The sequence below is a fragment of the Ferrovum sp. JA12 genome (assembly GCF_001431705.1).
Classification (GTDB): domain Bacteria; phylum Pseudomonadota; class Gammaproteobacteria; order Burkholderiales; family Ferrovaceae; genus PN-J185.
Genome location: NZ_LJWX01000001.1, coordinates 873,061 through 891,780 on the forward strand (window position 1 = coordinate 873,061; position 18,720 = coordinate 891,780).

The following is an 18,720-nucleotide window of genomic DNA, read 5'->3' on the forward strand; positions in this document are numbered from 1 at the left end:
AATTAATTATTGGTTACAATTTTTATTGTAACATTCCATTTTTTTTGATTGCAAACTATTTGTATCTTTGACCCCAAGTCTCAGTGTTGATTACCAGGTCTCGTGAGAGAAATCCCTGTTCTGGCATCCTGGATGCATTCCATGAGAAGGGTGGTCAGTGCGTAAACGGTCTCTAGTCGCGCAGTGGGAACATTGACAAGTTTACCGAGTTCAATGACTGAGCCCAATAGCGCGTCGACTTCGAGTTCCCTCCCGGCTTCCACATCTTGCAGCATGGACGTTTTATGTCGGCCCACTTTTTCCGCCCCATCAATGCGTTTTTCAATACTGACGCGGAAGGTAACATCTAATTGATGGGCAATGTTTTGAGCTTCGGTCATCATTTCCTTTGCCAACTCTCTTGTTTTGGGATGTTGGCAAATTTCTAATAGAGTACCGTGAGTCAAGGCGCTGATCGGATTGAAAGTTAAATTTCCCCACAATTTCAGCCATATTTCTGAACGAATATCCTCGAGTATGGGGGATTTGAAACCTGCCGCAGTCATGACAGCAGAGATTTTTTGGATTCGTTCCGTCATGGCACCATCGAGTTCACCTAAGGGGAAGCGCACTCCTTCCACATGTTTAATCACCCCCGGTGAAACACTCATGGCAGCAGGATAGACAACGCAGCCAATGATTTGATTGGGATTTAGGGTTTTCATGATCAGGCCCTGTGGATCAACGGTCTCTATTATATGATTTTGATAGGGACCGTCTTGACGTTGAAAATACCAGAATGGGATACCGTTTTGCATGGGGATAATGACCGTTTCTGGTCCCACTATTTGATTTATTTGATTCACAATGGGACTTAGTTGATGGGCTTTGATCGCCAGAATAATTAAATCTACCACGCCCACTTCACTGAAATTTTCCACCGCTCGAACAGGGCCTTGAATGCCCTCCGGGTGTTCCTCGCTGATCAGAGTCAACCCTTTTTCTAATATAGCTGAGAGTGTTTTGCCCCGAGCTACTACCGTAACTTCATTGCCAGATCGGGCTAATTGAACAGCTAAAAAGCCACCGATAGCTCCACCACCACCGATAATACAAATTTTCATGATTTATCCTAAGAATTTAATATCACTATAAGCAACTTATGTTTTCTATGCATAATATTTTTTAATATACCCATTTGCCATAATTTGTTGGGAATTAAATGTTAACATCGGGTTTTTAATACATTATTAACTTGTACTGAACCGCCCCGTGGCCAAAGTCAGGAGTTTCTCGTGGTTTGGAGTTGAGTCTTTTGTCAGTTAATCTGTAGCGTCATAGAATGTTTTAACTATGACTTAAGTAAACACTATTAATTATTACTCATTATCGAATTTACCCCCCCAATATTACCCAAACTTGGCAGAATTTGTCTGAATTAATGCGAAAGAATTGACATATGTACTTGACATTTTTCCGTGAAAGCGACAAAAAGGTAAGGTGAGATTAAAACATTATTTTTCAAAGAGGGATTTATGGAAAACGCTTTATCCGGTATTCGTATTCTTGATATGACCCATGTTCAGGCGGGCCCAACGTCGTCACAACTACTGGCTTGGCTTGGAGCGGATGTCATTAAGTTTGAACCGCCTACAGGAGACATTACACGTGGGCAGTTGCGAGATATCCCTGATGCAGATAGCTTGTACTTTACTATGCTGAATTGTAATAAACGGTCTATCACGGTTAATATGAAAAACCCCTCTGGTAAAGAGGTATTTGTTGAGTTATTAAAACAATGTGATGTACTGATGGAGAATTTTGGGCCCGGCGTCTTAGATCGTTTTGGTTTTACATGGGAAACAGTGCATAACATCAATCCCAGGATTATTATGGCTTCTATAAAAGGTTTTGGGTCAGCAGGGCCTTACTCTGAATTCAAAGCCTATGAGAATGTTGCGCAAGCCATGGGTGGATCTATGAGTACCACAGGTTTTGATGATGGTCCACCTTTGGTCACTGGCGCTCAAATCGGTGATTCAGGTACAGGGTTGCATTTGGCTATTGGGATTTTGGCTGCCTTGCAAGCCAGACACACAACAGGCAAAGGACAATATGTGGAAGTTGCCATGATGGATTCTGTTATGAATTTATGTCGTGTTAAGTTCAGAGATCATCAGCGACTCAGTCACGGTATCCTGCCGGAATACTCTGTAGATACTGCAAACCGCTCTGCTGCTCCGCGCAGTGGTAATGATTCAGGCGGAGGGCAACTGGGTAATGCCATTCAATGTAAGCCTGGGGGTCCCAATGATTATATTTATGTTGTGGTTCAAGAGGCTGTGTGGGAAAACCTAGCTAAAAAAATAGGTGGTGACACGCTTGTACAAGACCCTCGCTTTAGAACTATTCAAGAGAGAAGGCGTCACCAAAACATCATGTGGCAACTGATTACTGATTATGCTAGCCAGTACACCAAACGAGAGTTTATGGCCATTCTTAATAATATCGACGTACCCTGTGGTCCGATTATGAGTACCGAGGATTTAGCGCAAGATGATCATGTTAAGTTACGACAAATGTATGTTGAGTTAGATCATCCACAACGCGGGAAATGGTTTAATGTGGGGATGCCCATTAAATTGTCCGATAACAAGGTACCCATCAAACGCTCTCCTTTATTAGGGGAGCATACTGATGAAATTCTTAAGGAGATTCTGGGTTGGGATGAGGATAGAATTACGCAGCATAAACAAGCAGGAGCCTTTAATAAGTGATGACTGTCAGTGCGGGCGGGGGCTAGATCTCTGCTCGTTTTGCTTAAAGCATTGTCGGTAATGTTTGAGGTAAATGCTATTAAACGATATAATCACTCGTCTTACATTTATCTAATTCCATGACTAAGTATATTTTCGTCACCGGCGGTGTTGTTTCCTCCCTTGGAAAAGGCATCGCAGCCGCGTCACTGGGTGCTATCCTGGAATCCAGAGGCATCCGTATCACTATGCTCAAGCTTGACCCCTACATCAATGTAGACCCAGGCACCATGAGTCCATTTCAGCACGGGGAAGTATTTGTTACCGATGATGGAGCAGAGACGGACTTAGATTTAGGCCATTATGAGCGCTTTATTAGTGCCAAAATGACTAAAAAAAATAATTTCACCACTGGGCAAATCTACGAAAGTGTCATTAAAAAAGAACGCCGCGGTGATTATCTGGGTGGGACAGTTCAAGTTATTCCGCATATTACTGATGAAATAAAGAATTGCATTAATCAAGGATCGAGTGATGCCGACATCGCCATTGTTGAGATTGGTGGAACGGTGGGCGATATTGAATCTTTGCCCTTTCTAGAAGCCATTCGTCAGATGGCCGTTGAGTTACCCCGTGATGCCACCTGTTTTATTCATTTGACTCTGTTGCCTTACTTGCCCTCTGCGGGAGAGATTAAAACCAAGCCTACTCAGCATTCTGTAAAAGAGTTGCGTGAAATTGGGATACAGCCCGATGTACTCATTTGTCGTGCTGACCGGCCATTACCTAACGATGAACGTCGTAAAATTGCATTGTTTACTAATGTGCATGTGGACGCTGTGATTTCTGCTCCTGATGTGGATAGTATTTATAAAATACCCAGTGGTTTACACGCCCAGCATTTAGATGAGATTGTGTTAACTAAGCTAGCAATGAAAGCACCCCCAGCAGATTTGTCACAATGGTCAAAATTAGTGGATGCCATCGAGCATCCTTTGTATGAGGTCAGTATTGCCATTGTTGGCAAATACGTCGATTTAATAGAATCGTATAAGTCTTTATCCGAGGCTTTGATTCATGCGGGGATCCATCAGAGAGCGAAAATTAATATTCATTATGTGGACTCAGAGCGCTTGGAAAGTGATGGCGTGGATTGTCTAAAAGGAATGGATGCCATTTTAGTTCCTGGCGGCTTTGGTAAGCGTGGTGTGGAAGGAAAGATAAAAGCTATCCGCTTTGCTCGCGAATTCGCCGTTCCTTATTTGGGAATATGTCTGGGGATGCAATTGGCTGTTGTCGAGTTCGCCCGTCATTGTGCGCATTTAACTGCGGCTCACAGTACCGAATTTGAGCCCACAACGCCTCACCCAGTGATTGCCTTAATCACAGAGTTTGTTAATGCTAAGGGGAGCGTTGAAAAGCGTACCAGTAGTTCTAATTTGGGCGGCACCATGCGTCTTGGTGGGCAGAGTTGTATTTTAGAAGAAGACTCTCTGGCCAGAGCGATTTATCAACAGGAGCTGATTACTGAGCGTCATCGTCATCGTTATGAAGTGAATGATTTTTATTTGCCTCAATTGACGGCGGCAGGACTGAAGATTTCAGGAAAATCCAGTAATGAGGGATTATGCGAGATGATTGAGTTGCCCTCTCACCCTTGGTTTGTGGCGTGCCAGTTTCATCCTGAGTTCACTTCAACGCCCCGCGCGGGACATCCTCTGTTTAGTGCTTTTATCCAAGCAGCATTAGCGCAGCATAAGAAAAGCCTGTTACCTGGGGAGCAATCATGAAACTGTGTCACTTTGAAGCCGGTATTAATCAGCCCTTCTTTTTGATCGCGGGACCTTGTGTTATAGAGTCCCGTGAGTTGGTGTTTGAGATTGCAGGACAATTAAAAGAAATAACGCAAGAACTGGAGATTCCTTTTATTTTTAAAGCCTCCTATGATAAAGCTAATCGCAGCTCAGGAAGTTCTTTTCGTGGTCCTGGACAAGATCAAGGCTTAGCTATTCTCGCTGAGGTGAAAAAACAGTTATCAATTCCTGTATTAACGGATGTTCACGAAAGAGAGGATGTGAACGAAGTGGCCGCGGTGGTGGATGTTTTACAGACGCCAGCTTTTTTATGTCGGCAAACGGATTTTATTGAGGCGGTAGCACTCTCTGGTAGGCCTGTTAATATTAAAAAAGGGCAGTTTTTGGCTCCCCATGATATGAAAAACGTGGTGGATAAAGCCAAAAAAGCCAGTGGTATGGATAATATTTTGGTTTGTGAGCGGGGGGTATCCTTCGGTTACAATAACTTGGTATCGGATATGCGTTCTTTATCCATCATGAGAGAGACAGGTTGCCCAGTGGTTTTTGATGCCACTCACTCCGTCCAGCTACCTGGTGGTTTGGGATCAGCAAGTGGCGGCCAAAGGGAGTTTGTCCCGGTTTTAGCCCGTGCGGCGATGGCGGCCGGAATTGCTGGTATTTTTATGGAAACCCATCCTCGTCCACAGCAAGCTTTATCAGATGGACCCAATGCCTGGCCCTTGGGTCAGATGAGAGAGTTATTAGAGACTTTGCTTGAAATTGATATGATTGTTAAAAAACAAGGTTTGATTGAAATTCAATGATTGATTAGGAAACCCTATTATGAGTTCTATTGTTGAAGTATACGCCCGTGAAATTCTTGATTCTCGTGGTAACCCTACTGTGGAAGCCGAGGTGGTCACTGAGGATGGCGCACTAGGTCGAGCTGCGGTTCCCTCAGGAGCTTCCACAGGAAGTCGTGAAGCGATTGAACTGCGTGATGGGGATAGTAAACGCTACTTGGGTAAAGGTGTGGAAAAAGCAGTTCATCATGTGAATACTGAAATATATGAAGCTCTTGTAGGTCTGGATGTCAGTGAACAAGGTTATATTGATCAAACCATGATTGAATTAGATGGCACCGAAAATAAAGCACGCTTAGGGGCCAATGCCATCTTAGCCGTGTCTCTCGCCACAGCAAAAGCTGCTGCTGAGGAAACTGGTTTACCACTCTACCGTTATCTGGGGGGCGCTAATGCGATTGAATTGCCGGTGCCCATGATGAATGTTATTAATGGTGGGGCACACGCTAATAATGGTCTTGATATGCAGGAGTTTATGATACTTCCTGTGGGGGCTGACAGTTTTAAGGAGGCTCTACGTTATGGTGCTGAAGTATTTCATCATCTTAAGAAATTGATTGATGAAGATGGGATGTCCACCACTGTGGGTGATGAGGGTGGGTTTGCTCCACGACTGCAAAGTAACGAAGCCGGTTTGATACTTATTATGCGTGCTATTGAGAAAGCAGGCTATCGCCCTGGAGAGGATATTGCTATTGGTTTAGATTGCGCTAGTTCTGAGTTTTACAAGGATGGACTTTATCATTTACATGCTGAAAACCGCAGCTTGAGTTCAGGGGAGCTGATTGATTATCTGACTCATTGGGTCAATAAGTATCCCTTAATCACCATAGAAGATGCTATGTCGGAGGCTGACTGGAGTGGCTGGGAGGAGCTGACTGCTCGATTAGGAAAACAGGTACAGTTAGTGGGCGATGATATCTTTGTCACTAACGCTAAGATTCTTAAAGAGGGTATTCAGCGCAAGATTGCTAACTCTATCTTAATTAAGATTAATCAAATTGGTACCTTAACAGAAACCTTTGCCGCCATTGAAATGGCAAAGCGTGCGGGTTATACCAACGTGATATCTCATCGTTCCGGTGAAACCGAGGATACTGTTATAGCTGATATTGCTGTGGCAACCAATGCGGGACAAATTAAAACGGGTTCACTCTCCCGTTCAGACCGGTTGGCTAAATATAATCAGTTACTGAGAATTGAAGACGAATTAGGGTCTGTTGCACGTTATTTGGGCAAAGATACTTTTTATCAACTGTAAATTACGGTCAGGGATGTAATGAGGGATCCTAGTAAGATAGTCTCATTTGTTTTATTACTATTAATCACTATGCTCAGCTATTCCCTTTTTATTGGTAAAGGGGGGTGGCTGAGAATTCGTAATTTAAATCAGCAGATCAGTCAGCAACGAGACGCTAATGTGCAACAAAAAACACGTAATGATGCTTTAACTGCTGAAGTGAGGGATCTAAAAAAAGGCACCGATGCCTTGGAGGAACACGCCCGAACAGATTTAGGCATGGTTCGACAAGGAGAAACTTTTTATCGTTACGTGCCTCCTCCCTCACAAAATGATTCCCAATCAGTTAATCCTGCCGCTCAGTCATCAAAGAATAAATAAGTCTTATTCCTTAAAGAATTTTTTTCCACCAGGGGGTGTTGATAGACGGTTTGTTTTTTAAAAAGCGACTATTCGGGAAGTCGCGATTTAATACTCTGAAGGCATCCTCTGAGAGTTTTGTTAAGTGCATGGCTTGATAACTTTTTGCCATAATATAGATGGCTTCTTCCACCTGTGGGCTTTTAGGGTATTGACTAAGTACTTCCTTAGCTCGATCTACGGCAGCGAGGTAGGCTTGACGCTTATAATAATACCTGGCCGTAATGACATCACCCTTCGCTAGGGCGTTGACGATATAACGCATGCGAACAACGGCATCGGGCGTGTATTTACTCTTCGGAAATCGGGTTACTAACTCCTTAAAGGTTTCAAATGCATCACGATAGGGTTTGCTATCGCGTTGAGCCAGATCTGATTGGGAGTACACTCCAAAAAGACCTAAGTCATCATCAAAGTTAGCCAGTCCTTTCATATAGTAGGCATAATCCACTCCCGGATGACTGGGATGGGCCTTAATGAAGCGATCAGCCTCGCTGATGGCGGAGGCTTTTTCCCCTTGCTTGTAATAAGAGTAAATTTGCTCAAGTTCTGCTTGCTGTGAATAAATACCGTAGGGGTAACGAGTTTGCAGCGATTCGTAAAGTTTGGCTGCTTGTTCGTAGTTACCATCAAGCATTTGTGCTTTAGCTTCGGTATAAATTTTAGAAGCCGACCAGTTTTTGGTAGGATCCAAGTCATCTGTAGCACTACTACAACTCACTATAGCCAAAGATAAGGTAAGGAGTAAAAAACGAGTTATACTAATGTTCATAATGTCCAAAGTATTTGTTAATTTAATAGATTATACCAGTCTTGATGAGCTTGACTCAATGGAAGTCATGATACCTCACGATTTGGCAGGTTATCGTCTTGATCAAGCCTTAGTGGCTCTTTTTCCAGATTATTCTCGCAGTCGCTTACAGCAATGGATTAAAAATGGTGACGTGAAGCTTAACGGTCAGGTAGCGCAACCCAAAGGGAAGGTATGGACCGATGACAAAGTTAGCATGCTTATTCCTGAAGAGGTAGATCCTGAGGTAATCATAGCCCAACCCATTCCGTTACACATTGTTTTTGAAGATGAAGACCTGATTGTTATCAATAAGCCCGCTGGATTGGTGGTTCATCCAGGGAATGGCAATTGGACAAACACCTTACAAAATGGCTTGTTGTTTTATAACGATCAATTAAAAATGGTCCCTCGTTGCGGTATTGTGCATCGTCTGGATAAAGACACAAATGGTTTAATGGTTGTGGCCAAGAACTTATCCACTCACCAGGATTTGGTGCGGCAATTACAGGCAAGGACCGTTAAACGACATTATTGGGCCTGTGTTCAGGGGATGCTAACTATGCCCGGTCAAGTGGATGCTGCCATCAGTCGTCATCCCACTCAACGCATTAAAATGGCGGTGGTGGCCACGGGGAAAGAAGCCTTAACGTATTACAATATTCTTGAGCGGTTACCTTGTCACACATTGGTTGAGTGTCACCTTGCCACGGGGCGAACCCATCAAATTAGAGTACATATGCAGTTTATTGGTCATCCCTTGGCAGGGGACCCGGTTTATGGGGGGAAACCTGCCCGCTTTGATGATAACAGTATGCAGGCTTTACAATCCCTTCATCGACAGGCGCTACAGGCTTTTCGCTTAGGACTCATTCACCCAAGAACTAAGGAGTATTGTGAATGGAGTATTCCTTTGGCGGCGGACTTGGTCGCGCTTGTGGAGGCGCTGAGACAGTGTCGTTATGAATGAATTCATAGTTAATTGGCCTGCTCCTCAATGGGTAAAAACCTTTACCACAGTGCGTCAAGGTGGAGTAAGTGTAGGTCCTTGGGCCAGCCTTAACTTGGGTGATCATGTGCAGGACGTGCCTGAGCATGTGGCCATTAATCGTCAACGAGTTGAGCAATATATAAAAGTTAAGCCCCATTATCTAAAACAAGTTCATGGTACAACAGTAGTGAGGCTTGACGATCGTCATGATAGTGCCCCTCCTGAAGCGGACGCAGCGATACTGTCTACACCGGGTAAGGCTGCCGTAGTCTTAACAGCGGATTGTATGCCCTTACTGTTTTGTCATGCAACAGAAAAAGTGGTGGCGGTAGCCCATGCCGGATGGCGAGGTTTAGCGCAAGGGGTTATTGAAAAAACCATTCAGGCTATGGGCGTTACAACTGACCAGCTTTTGGTATGGATTGGCCCTACTATTAGTCAGTCAAACTTTGAAGTAGGGCAAGAAGTCAGGGATGTCTTTATGCAACACAACAGGCAAGCCGCAAGTGCTTTTAAGCAAACGTCAAAACCTGGAAAATGGCAGGCGAATTTAGTGGCACTCGCTAAACAGCAGTTACACCAACTTGGAATTACAGCCATTTATGGGGGCGAAACCTGCAATTATCAACAGGCAGATTTGTTTTATTCTCACCGGCGTGATGTGGGCTTGACTGGACGAATGGGGTACTTCATTTGGATCGATGACCCCATGCAAAGCAACGTATAATATTGAACCATTAACACTAAGAGTAACGATCAGTGATCACGAGTCCTTTAATTAATACCGTCATAGCAAGTTTGGCTGCGGGTTCGCTATCGGTGGTGTGTGCAATATTTGTGGTGCTCACTGCTCGTCCCACCTGGGTTCCTTTACTGGTTAGTTACGCTATTGGTGCACTGTTAGGCGCTGTTTTTTTGGAAATACTGCCCCATGCCTTTACTCTCTCGCATAATGCTGACTTAGTCTCTATGACTGTGTTAGCGGGAATTTTATTGTTTTTTCTGTTAGAAAAGCTGGTCTTATGGCGTCATGTTCATGCCCATGACATGACAGAGCATACACGTGAAGCTCACGAGAGCCACCATCGTACCGGTGCCATGGTGGTGGTGGGCGACTCTGTTCATAATTTTGTGGATGGGATTATTATTGCTGCGGCTTTTGTTGCTAATACTCAACTAGGTATTGTGACAGCTTTGGCTATTATTGCTCATGAAATTCCGCAAGAGGCGGGAGATGTTTTGGTACTTTTACATTCTGGATTGTCAAAAAGAAAAGCATTATTATTTAATCTGTTAACTAGCGTAGCCACTTTAGTAGGTGGAGTGTTTGCTTGTCTCGCGCTACAGTCTTTACAGCACAGTGTCCCTTATTTATTAGCTATGGCAGCTGCAAGCATGATTTATGTGGCTGTGGCTGACTTGATTCCAGGGCTCCACCGCCGAATTGATGTTAAAGAGTCAGTTTGGCAAGTGATACTGATTGCCTTAGGTGTCGCCTCTATTCATTGGATGCATATACTGGTGGGAGAGTAGAATATTTAATAATTCTTTAACCAATATTAGATTAACATAGTAAATTAACTTAACTTAAAACTATGTGACTATATTAAATAAAAATAAGAGCCATAGTTGTTTTTTGTTTTAAGTGAACTTTAAGCTGTGATAGTTAAAATCTACGCTCCAATTATCTCGTTGATATGACTAATGAACGTTAAAGCCATAGTTTTTTCTGTAGTCTTACTTGTATCCGGATGCGCTACCTATGAGAGTCAGCCGTTACCAGATAAACCGCTTTGGCCTCAAAATATAAATCGTCTTGAGAGTTCTGATTTACGTCTTTTGACTCAGACTTCGGGTCCCTTTATTTTTAATCCTAATGATGGATTGAATGTACTTGAGGTGGCTGCCGTGGCTGTGACCCATAACCCGGGATTGCAACTGGCCAGGGACGCTGCTGGAGTTACTAAAGCGCAGGCTTTTCAAGCGGGTCTGTTACCCGACCCCACCTTGATTCTCTATCCTCAAGCCCCGATTAATGGAGGGGTTGGATCGAATTCCATGGCCTCGGAGTACGGTATTTTTTATAATATTTCTGCACTAATTACTCATTCCACGGTGCTACATGATTCCCATAGTACCGCACAAAAGGCTGATTTAGATTTGCTCTGGCAAGAATGGTTAGTGTTGTCACAGGTTCAAGTGCTGTTTGAGAAAATTTGTACTAATGAAACCATATTGGTATGGCTAAATAAAAAAGAAGCGATTCTAAAGCAAATTGAAGAAGCGCAGCAACAGGCGCTGTTAAGAAAAGATGTAGAGTTAAGCGCAACTGCGGTCAATACCTTATTACTTAAAGAGACAGCTAAGCAACGTCTTGAACTGCAAAGAGTCATTATGCAGGATCGTTATTTACTGAATCAACTATTAGGGTTACCCCCAGAGACAAAATTGCAATTGACGAATGACTTAACCTTACCAGTTTTGGCAGCAGATCATATAAAAAATCAATTAGATCAAGTGACCCGTATCAGACCGGATTTGCTGGCGCTACAAAAGGGTTATGAGGCGCAAGATTATCGTTTGCGAGAAGCGATTCTGTCACAATTCCCTTCCATTAACTTTGGCTTTACGAAACTAAGAGATAATGGCGCTGTTAATTATAATGGCTTTGATTTATCGATCTCATTACCGATATTTAATCGTAACCAAGGTAACGTTGCTATTGCCAAAGCCACCCGTCAGCAGCTATACGATGAATACCAAAATCGGTTAAATATGGCCTTTAGTGATGTGCATCGTTTATCCCATGATTTAGCTTTGTTACAACAACAAATTCCGTTGATGACTGATTCACTGCACACTCTTTCCGTGTTGTCGGTAGGTGGACAATCAGCCTTTCAGCGTCAAGATTTAGATATCCCGTCATACGGGCAATTAAGTATTAACGAACTGGATAAAAAAATAGAATTAGAGATAATCAAGCAAGTCTTACTTGAGCAAAATATACAGCTATCAATGCTGATAGGTGAACCTTTATCAAATTGGGTGGAAAAGTGATGCGTTTAATGATTATGACATGGCTTTTTTGGGCGATGTTTGCTAACGCCGAGGAAGCGGGAACTGCCTGGGTTAAAACGGAACCGATTCGTTACGCTGATATGAGTTATCAGTTATCAGGTTATGGTTCCATTACAGCTCTTCCTAATTCGCAACTTAATATGAATATTCCACGTCCAGGGCAGGTTAGTAAGGTGTATGTATTTGTGGGCAAGAAGGTAAAAAAAGATGATCTTCTTTATGAGCTCACCACGGCAGCAACGGTATTAAAAAACTATCAACAAGCAGAGTTACAACTTAATACAGTTAAAAAAGAATTACAAAGAGTAGAAAGAATGTATCAAGCAAATCTTGCTACGAATAGCCAATTAATGACAGCTAGAAAAAACATGTTTGATGCGCAAAGTAGTCTTAATGCGGAAATAAAGTTGGGAAATAATATTGCCCATGATACGGTCCGCTCTCCTATTGATGGCGTGGTAACTCTAGTACAAGTGGAGCCTGGGATGCGGGTTCAGCCAGCGCAAGCTGCTATATCACTGGTTGTCAACAAGGGACTGTATTTTCAGATGGGCGTGATTCCAGAGCTCATCTCCTCAGTGAGTGTGGGGTTGCCAGTGCATATATCTTCGGTTTTTGATCCGGGGGTAGTGATTAACGGGCACATACAATTTATTACGGGTATGGTTGATCAAAACACGGGATTGGTGAGTGTTTACAGTGATTTAAAAGATACTCATGTATCCCCTGGTATGAGAATGCAAGGGGTGATTGAAATTGGCTTGGGGAAAAAATGGCAAGTCCCGCGTTCTGCAGTGCTCCTTGATAGCCAAGGATACTATATTTTTCAGGTCATTGATCATCACGCTAAAAGAGTTAATGTTGTAGCTAAAGAATATGATGACATTACTACTATAGAAGGATCATTTAATAAAGACTTACCAGTGGTTGTTTTAGGAAACTATGAGTTAAAAGATGGCATGGCAGTAAAGGTTAATCAATAATGCGTATAGATTTATGGATTCAAAGGCATCAACGCTCATTATTATTTTTAATTCTTTTGCTGGTGATTTCTGGCATCTATAATTCAATCAAATTACCTGTTGCATTATTTCCTAATATTGATTTTCCACGCGTTGAAATTTCTGTTAGTTCAGGAGACATGACTGCTGAACAAATGATTTTCCAGGTCACAAAGCCAGTTGAGGAGGCCATTCGCTTAGTTCCCCATGTCAGAGATGTTCGCTCTAAAACCACTCGAGGGGAAGCCCAGGTTTCGGTATATTTCCCCTGGAAGACAGATATGGCCAATGCTACTCTAGAAACCAACGCCGCCATTTCTAGAATTATGTCTACCCTGCCCAAGGGGACTACTATGTTAGTGAGACGCATGGATACCACCGTGTTTCCCATTATCTCTTATAGTCTCACTTCGAACTCTGAAACGTTAACAAAGTTGCGAGAAGTTGCTGAGTATCAATTAAAGCCTCTCTTATCCTCGGTTGAAGGTGTTTCCCGGATTCAGATTACAGGCGGAACACAAGAAGAATTTCATGTAACAATTAAGCCTGCCAAATTATTGGCCTATGGCTTAACGATCAATGATGTGATGAATGCCATCAATGCCAATAACGTCATCACGGCAGTTGGAAAAATTGAAGATCATTATAAGTTGTACCTCACTGTTACCGATAATCGTTTGTCCGATATTAATAAAATCAAACATACCATCATTCGTAGCGGAAAAAATGGCTTCATTACTGTTGATGAAGTGGCCAACGTGACAGACAGCACGGTTCCTCAGTGGATCAGGGTAAATGCTGATGGTAAAGATGCTGTATTAATTAATATCTTTCAGCAGCCAGATGCCAATACGGTCTCCATTGAACAAGACATTCGACAAAAATTAGATACATTCAAATTTCAGGGACATATTAAGCTTGCTAATTGGTACGATCAAAGTCAGTTGGTGATTGATTCTGCAGTGAGTGTTCGTGATGCAATACTGATTGGCGTTGTGTTGGCGGCAGGAGTCCTATTTTTATTTTTAAGAAACTATAAAATAACTTTAATTGCTATAGTGGTGGTGCCAGCAGTGTTGGCCTCCACCGTGACGATTCTAGCCATTTTTGGTATGACTTTTAATATCATGACGCTAGGAGGGATGGCCGCGGCTGTGGGTCTTATTATTGATGATGCTATTGTGATGATTGAGCACATTATGCGTCGCTTACGAGATCATTCTGGGAACCATTCTGCTACGATCATGCAGGCAGCGCGAGAGTTTACTTTGCCGTTGGTAGGATCTTCTTCGGCCACGGTGATCATTTTTATTCCGCTGACTTTTTTGGACGGTGTCACAGGGGCTTTCTTTAAAGCGCTTTCTTTAACCATGGCGGCGAGCTTGGTGATATCGTTTCTAATAACATGGTTAGTTATTCCTCTTATTAGTAACTTTTTATTAACGACCGAAGATGCGCAAGCAGAGCAGCAACATGACGGGTTCTCTGTTGTGTACCAAAAGTATGAATATTGGTTAACACGTTTTCTACGCCAACCACTGCAGCTAGCTGTTTTTTTAGTTCCTTTGTTTGTTTTAGGGGGCATTGGCTATTACGCCACGGGTTCAGGATTCATGCCAGAGACCGATGAGGGAGGATTTACAATTGACATCAGAACGGAGCCCGGTACTTCTCTCACAGAATCTGTACGTCTTGGAAATCAGGTTGAGGCTATCATTAAAGACAATCCCAATGTATTAACTTTTTCTCATCGTACAGGAACGCAAATGGGGGGGTGGATCACAGAGTCCTATCAAGGCGATTTTTTTGTACGCTTAAAATCTGGATCTAGGGATCCTATTAATCAGGTGATGGAGACCTTACGCCAACACATCACACAAAAGGTCCCAGGTGTCACGGTGGAATTTGCGCAATTGATGGAAGATAGAATTGGTGATTTAACTTCCGTACCACAACCCGTGGAGATTAAAATATTTGATAATAATCAAGAGAGTTTACTTCAAACTGCAGTAGAGGTGAGCCAACTTATTAAGAGCGTACCTGGTATTGTGGACATTAAAAACGGGATCAACCCGGCAGGCGATGCGCTACAAATCAATATCGATCCGGTTAAGGCCGCATTCGAAAAAATGGATCCTCTGAGTGTTAACCAAATACTCTCTGACTATATGACAGGAGTTGTGGTGACCTCAGTACAAACCGAGTTGAAAATGGTGGGGATTCGTGTGTGGCTCCCGCAAAATCTCCGGAGTAACGAGTATCTGCTTAAACAATTACTCATAAAATCTCAAGATGGTCATATCTTTCCATTAAGTCGCATTGCCACAATTAAAGTTTTATCAGGGCAACCTCAGATTCAAAGAGAAAACTTTAAACAAATGGTAGCGGTTACGGCACGCATTAATGGCCGTGATTTAGGTTCTGTGATGCAGGATGTGCAAAAGAAACTGGTTCAATCTAATTTGTTTTCCAAGGGGTCTTATTATGAGTTGGGTGGTTTATATCAGCAACAGCAAATTGCCTTTCATGGATTGTTAATTGTATTTATCTCAGCCTTGGCGCTGGTCTTTTTATTACTGGTTTTTTTGTACGAGAATTTCAAGATTGCCTTGTCTATATTGCTTATGCCCATAGCGGCTATTCCTGCGATTTTTATCGGGTTATGGGTAACTCATGTGGAGTTTAATATTTCAGCCATGATGGGTATGACGATGATCGTAGGCATTATTACTGAAGTGGCAATTTTGTTTTTTACAGAGTTTCAAAGTTTAACAATCAGTGATGATGTTGAGGTCTTGATTCAATCTGGCAAGAATCGTATGCGGCCTATCGTCATGACTACCATGGCGGCTATTATTACCTTGCTTCCCTTGGCATTGGCAATTGGGCAAGGAGCGGCTATGCAGCAACCCTTAGCCATTGCTATCGTCTCTGGCTTAATAGTACAAATACCTTTGGTTTTGTTTGTGATGCCGGTCATTTATTATAAACTGAGTAACCAGTCATGGCGTTTTATTAAATTTAAAAAGTAATAAATGATTCTTCTTAAGAAAATTTAAGCATTTAATTTTATTGATACTTTTTATTGCTAAGAAAGAGCAAATTGTTTTTTTAATACTCTTGTATTTACCTAATACAAGAGTTAATCTAGTTTGACAATAACTTTACTATATTCTCTATGAATAACGACTCTGAAACGCCAGTCATGCACACGGACTCTGTTCAGAAACTCACTTCTGTACTCACTGATGCCAATTATAAGATGGCGGAAAATGTTGGTAATTTGCTTGCTGGATACAAACCAGAGGAATATGAGGCTTTGTTGATCAAATTCAATGAGGCCGTACTTCAGGATCTTCCTCTGTGGCAAGAATTACAGTCCCGTTATTATCAACATCAATTGGCTTTGTGGATTAATATGGCCGAAAAAGCGGCTACAGGAGAGAGTAAATCTAATGTAATAGAAGCTAGTGCCGAGAAAGACAAACGTTTTGCTTCTCCGTTTTGGCACGATAATTTATTGTTTGACTATTACCGTCAGTCATACTTGCTGACCTCTCAATGGCTAAAGGAAGTGGTGACGTCCATTAGTGTTGACGAGACTACTAAAGAGAAGCTAACTTTTTTTACCCAACAATTTGTGGATGCCCTCTCGCCCAGTAACTTTTCTGCCACGAATCCCGAAGTATTGATGAAGGCTGTTGAGACCGGAGGGGAGAGTCTGCGTAAGGGTTTTGAAAATCTTCTTCAAGACATAGAAAAAGGTCATATCACCATGACCGATGAGTCTGTCTTTGAGGTGGGAAAAAATATTGCCACAACACCAGGAGCGGTGGTTTTTCAAAACCACTTGTTTCAGCTAATTCAGTATTGTCCCGTAGAGCAAGAGGTGTACCAGCGACCTATTCTAATCATTCCGCCCTGTATTAATAAATTTTATATTATGGATTTGGGAGAAGATAACTCTTTTGTGCGTTTTGTGGTGGGGCAAGGGCATACGGTTTTTATGCTTTCCTGGAAAAATATCTCGATTGAGCAAGAACAGTTGCGTTGGGATGACTATATTGAAGATGGTATTATTCAAGCAATCAAAGTCGTTCAATCCATTAGCCAATGTGACACCATGGATATATTGGGTTTTTGTATTGGCGGAGCGTTGCTTGCTACCGCTGTGGCGGCTTTTCAGAAAAAAGAAAAATTACCTATTGCTAGCCTGACTTTCTTAACCACTTTGCTGGATTACAGTGATGTTGGGGATATTGGCATGTATATCGATCGTAATTTTGTAGAAAGCCGTGAGAAGCAATTATGCTCAGGTGGACTTGTATCCGGTAAGGAACTGGCCATGGCCTTTTCAAGTTTACGACCTAATGATTTGATTTGGCCCTATGTGGTCAATAATTATTTGAAGGGGGAGACGCCACCGGCTTTTGATTTGTTATTTTGGAACAGTGATGGGACTAATTTGCCGGGCCCAATGTTTGCTTGGTATTTGAGACATTTTTATTTGGAAAACCAGTTGCGTATTCCTAATGCCTTAACCCTGTGTGGGGAGTCCATTGATCTGGGGGTTATTAATTACCCTACCTACATTTTTGCGGCCAAGGAAGATCATATTGTTCCTTGGAATACGGCCTTCTCATCGATTAATTTATTGGGTGGAAAAAAAGAGTTTGTATTAGGGGCAAGTGGTCACATCGCCGGAACCATAAACTCTGCTAAAAAAAATAAACGTAATTACTGGATAGATGGCGAAACATCAATGGGGGCGCAACATTGGTTTGAAACGGCCGTGGAGAAAAAGGGTAGTTGGTGGTGGCATTGGATTGAATGGTTACACCTGCAACATCGAGAGCCTAAGGTACCCGCTTCATTAGCGCTTGGTAATAGTGAGTATGTGAGTATCGAGGAGGCGCCTGGTCAGTACGTAAAAGAAAAAAACTAGGGGCTTTTGTATAATAACAATAATTAATTAAAATTAGTCATCGCATCAATAAAGGAGAGGAGACAACATGAGTCAAAGGTTGGTTTTAGTTACTGGCGGGATGGGCGGCTTAGGGGAGTCTATTTGCGTTAAACTGGCAGAGCTTGGTTATAGAGTTATCACCACATACTCCCACTCGAACACTACTTCAAAGGTTTGGCTTCAGGCCATGAGCGACAAAGGCTACCATTTTCATGGCTACCCTGTGGATGTCTCTGACGCTGAGGATTGCGCTAACATGGCGGCAAAGATTGAGTCGGAGGTAGGACCTGTAGATGTATTGGTGAATAATGCAGGGATCACCCGCGATATGACTTTTAAGAAAATGACTAAAGTTGATTGGGATGCGGTGATTAATACTAATTTGAACAGTGTTTTTAACATGACCAAACCCTTTGTGGATGGCATGGTTGAACGAGGCTGGGGACGTATTATCAATGTTTCTTCTGTGAATGGCCAAAAAGGCGCCTTCGGGCAAACGAACTATGCTGCAGCCAAGGCTGGAATGCATGGTTTTACCAAGTCCTTGGCTCTTGAGGTTGCCCGTAAAGGGGTAACTGTGAATACAATCTCTCCTGGTTATATTGGTACCAAAATGGTCACTGCTATTCCAGCGGAAATTCTTGAAGCAAAAATTCTTCCCCAAATTCCTGTGGGGCGATTAGGTAAGCCTGAAGAAGTAGCAGGGTTGATCGTTTATTTGGCTTCAAATGAGGCGGCGTTTATTACTGGAGCTAATATTTCAATTAATGGCGGCCAACACATGTTTTAAATAAAAAAACCCGCAAGAAACGAGTCCTTGCGGGTTAAGCCTTTATTGAA

Annotated in this window: 15 protein-coding genes; 13 read left to right on the forward strand and 2 right to left on the reverse strand. The window is 42.5% G+C overall.

All coding sequences use genetic code 11. The features are described from left to right. Window positions 1-80 precede the first annotated feature (80 nt). A complete protein-coding gene (locus FERRO_RS04550) occupies window positions 81-1,103 on the reverse strand; it encodes a 2-dehydropantoate 2-reductase (protein WP_056929652.1) in 1,023 nt (340 codons plus the stop codon). A 411-nt stretch (window positions 1,104-1,514) separates the two neighbouring features. Here FERRO_RS04550 and frc point away from each other — a divergent pair, with 411 nt between their 5' ends. The 5 genes from frc to ftsB all read left to right on the forward strand — a co-directional run bounded on the left by frc (window position 1,515) and on the right by ftsB (window position 7,015). Beyond that, window positions 1,515-2,756 carry a formyl-CoA transferase gene (frc, locus tag FERRO_RS04555; RefSeq protein WP_056929653.1) on the forward strand — a complete coding sequence of 414 codons (1,242 nt, stop codon included), beginning with the start codon at window positions 1,515-1,517 and terminating at the stop codon, window positions 2,754-2,756. Window positions 2,757-2,875: 119 nt separating this feature from the next. Next, entirely contained in the window at window positions 2,876-4,525 is a 1,650-nt protein-coding gene (locus FERRO_RS04560) for a CTP synthase (protein ID WP_056929654.1), read from the forward strand. Next, a complete protein-coding gene (gene kdsA, locus FERRO_RS04565; protein WP_056929655.1) occupies window positions 4,522-5,355 on the forward strand; it encodes a 3-deoxy-8-phosphooctulonate synthase in 834 nt (277 codons plus the stop codon). The genes FERRO_RS04560 and kdsA overlap by 4 nt, the downstream gene beginning before the upstream one ends. A 19-nt stretch (window positions 5,356-5,374) precedes the next feature. Continuing rightward, complete coding sequence (eno, locus tag FERRO_RS04570) at window positions 5,375-6,655, forward strand: phosphopyruvate hydratase (RefSeq protein ID WP_056929656.1); 1,281 nt, start codon at window positions 5,375-5,377, stop codon at window positions 6,653-6,655. A gap of 18 nt (window positions 6,656-6,673) precedes the next feature. After that, entirely contained in the window at window positions 6,674-7,015 is a 342-nt protein-coding gene (gene ftsB, locus FERRO_RS04575; protein WP_082601176.1) for a cell division protein FtsB, read from the forward strand. Window positions 7,016-7,025: 10 nt separating this feature from the next. Here the strand turns inward: ftsB and FERRO_RS04580 are convergent, their stop codons facing one another. After that, window positions 7,026-7,826: an outer membrane protein assembly factor BamD gene (locus FERRO_RS04580; RefSeq protein ID WP_082601177.1), complete on the reverse strand. Its 801-nt coding sequence runs from the start codon at window positions 7,824-7,826 to the stop codon at window positions 7,026-7,028. On the opposite strand from FERRO_RS04580, the gene rluD reads away from it, so the two are divergent. From rluD to phbB, 8 genes are all read left to right on the forward strand, one after another. Continuing rightward, window positions 7,819-8,814: a 23S rRNA pseudouridine(1911/1915/1917) synthase RluD gene (gene rluD / locus FERRO_RS04585; protein WP_056929657.1), complete on the forward strand. Its 996-nt coding sequence runs from the start codon at window positions 7,819-7,821 to the stop codon at window positions 8,812-8,814. The genes FERRO_RS04580 and rluD overlap by 8 nt on opposite strands. Beyond that, window positions 8,807-9,562: a peptidoglycan editing factor PgeF gene (gene pgeF / locus FERRO_RS04590; RefSeq protein ID WP_056929658.1), complete on the forward strand. Its 756-nt coding sequence runs from the start codon at window positions 8,807-8,809 to the stop codon at window positions 9,560-9,562. Before rluD ends, pgeF begins: the two co-directional genes overlap by 8 nt. 32 nt (window positions 9,563-9,594) lie before the next feature. Then, window positions 9,595-10,368, forward strand: a complete 774-nt coding sequence (locus tag FERRO_RS04595; RefSeq protein ID WP_204374741.1) for a ZIP family metal transporter — start codon at window positions 9,595-9,597, stop codon at window positions 10,366-10,368. Window positions 10,369-10,539: 171 nt separating this feature from the next. Continuing rightward, window positions 10,540-11,892 carry a TolC family protein gene (locus FERRO_RS04600; protein WP_056929659.1) on the forward strand — a complete coding sequence of 451 codons (1,353 nt, stop codon included), beginning with the start codon at window positions 10,540-10,542 and terminating at the stop codon, window positions 11,890-11,892. Further along, window positions 11,892-12,896: an efflux RND transporter periplasmic adaptor subunit gene (locus FERRO_RS04605; protein WP_056929660.1), complete on the forward strand. Its 1,005-nt coding sequence runs from the start codon at window positions 11,892-11,894 to the stop codon at window positions 12,894-12,896. Before FERRO_RS04600 ends, FERRO_RS04605 begins: the two co-directional genes overlap by 1 nt. Continuing rightward, window positions 12,896-15,946 carry an efflux RND transporter permease subunit gene (locus FERRO_RS04610; RefSeq protein WP_056929661.1) on the forward strand — a complete coding sequence of 1,017 codons (3,051 nt, stop codon included), beginning with the start codon at window positions 12,896-12,898 and terminating at the stop codon, window positions 15,944-15,946. The genes FERRO_RS04605 and FERRO_RS04610 overlap by 1 nt, the downstream gene beginning before the upstream one ends. Window positions 15,947-16,092: 146 nt before the next feature. Next, on the forward strand, window positions 16,093-17,859 hold the full coding sequence (locus FERRO_RS04615) for a PHA/PHB synthase family protein (protein WP_056929662.1): 1,767 nt from the start codon (window positions 16,093-16,095) through the stop codon (window positions 17,857-17,859). Window positions 17,860-17,926: 67 nt separating this feature from the next. Further along, on the forward strand, window positions 17,927-18,670 hold the full coding sequence (gene phbB / locus FERRO_RS04620; RefSeq protein WP_056929663.1) for an acetoacetyl-CoA reductase: 744 nt from the start codon (window positions 17,927-17,929) through the stop codon (window positions 18,668-18,670). The last annotated feature ends 50 nt before the right edge of the window (window positions 18,671-18,720 follow it).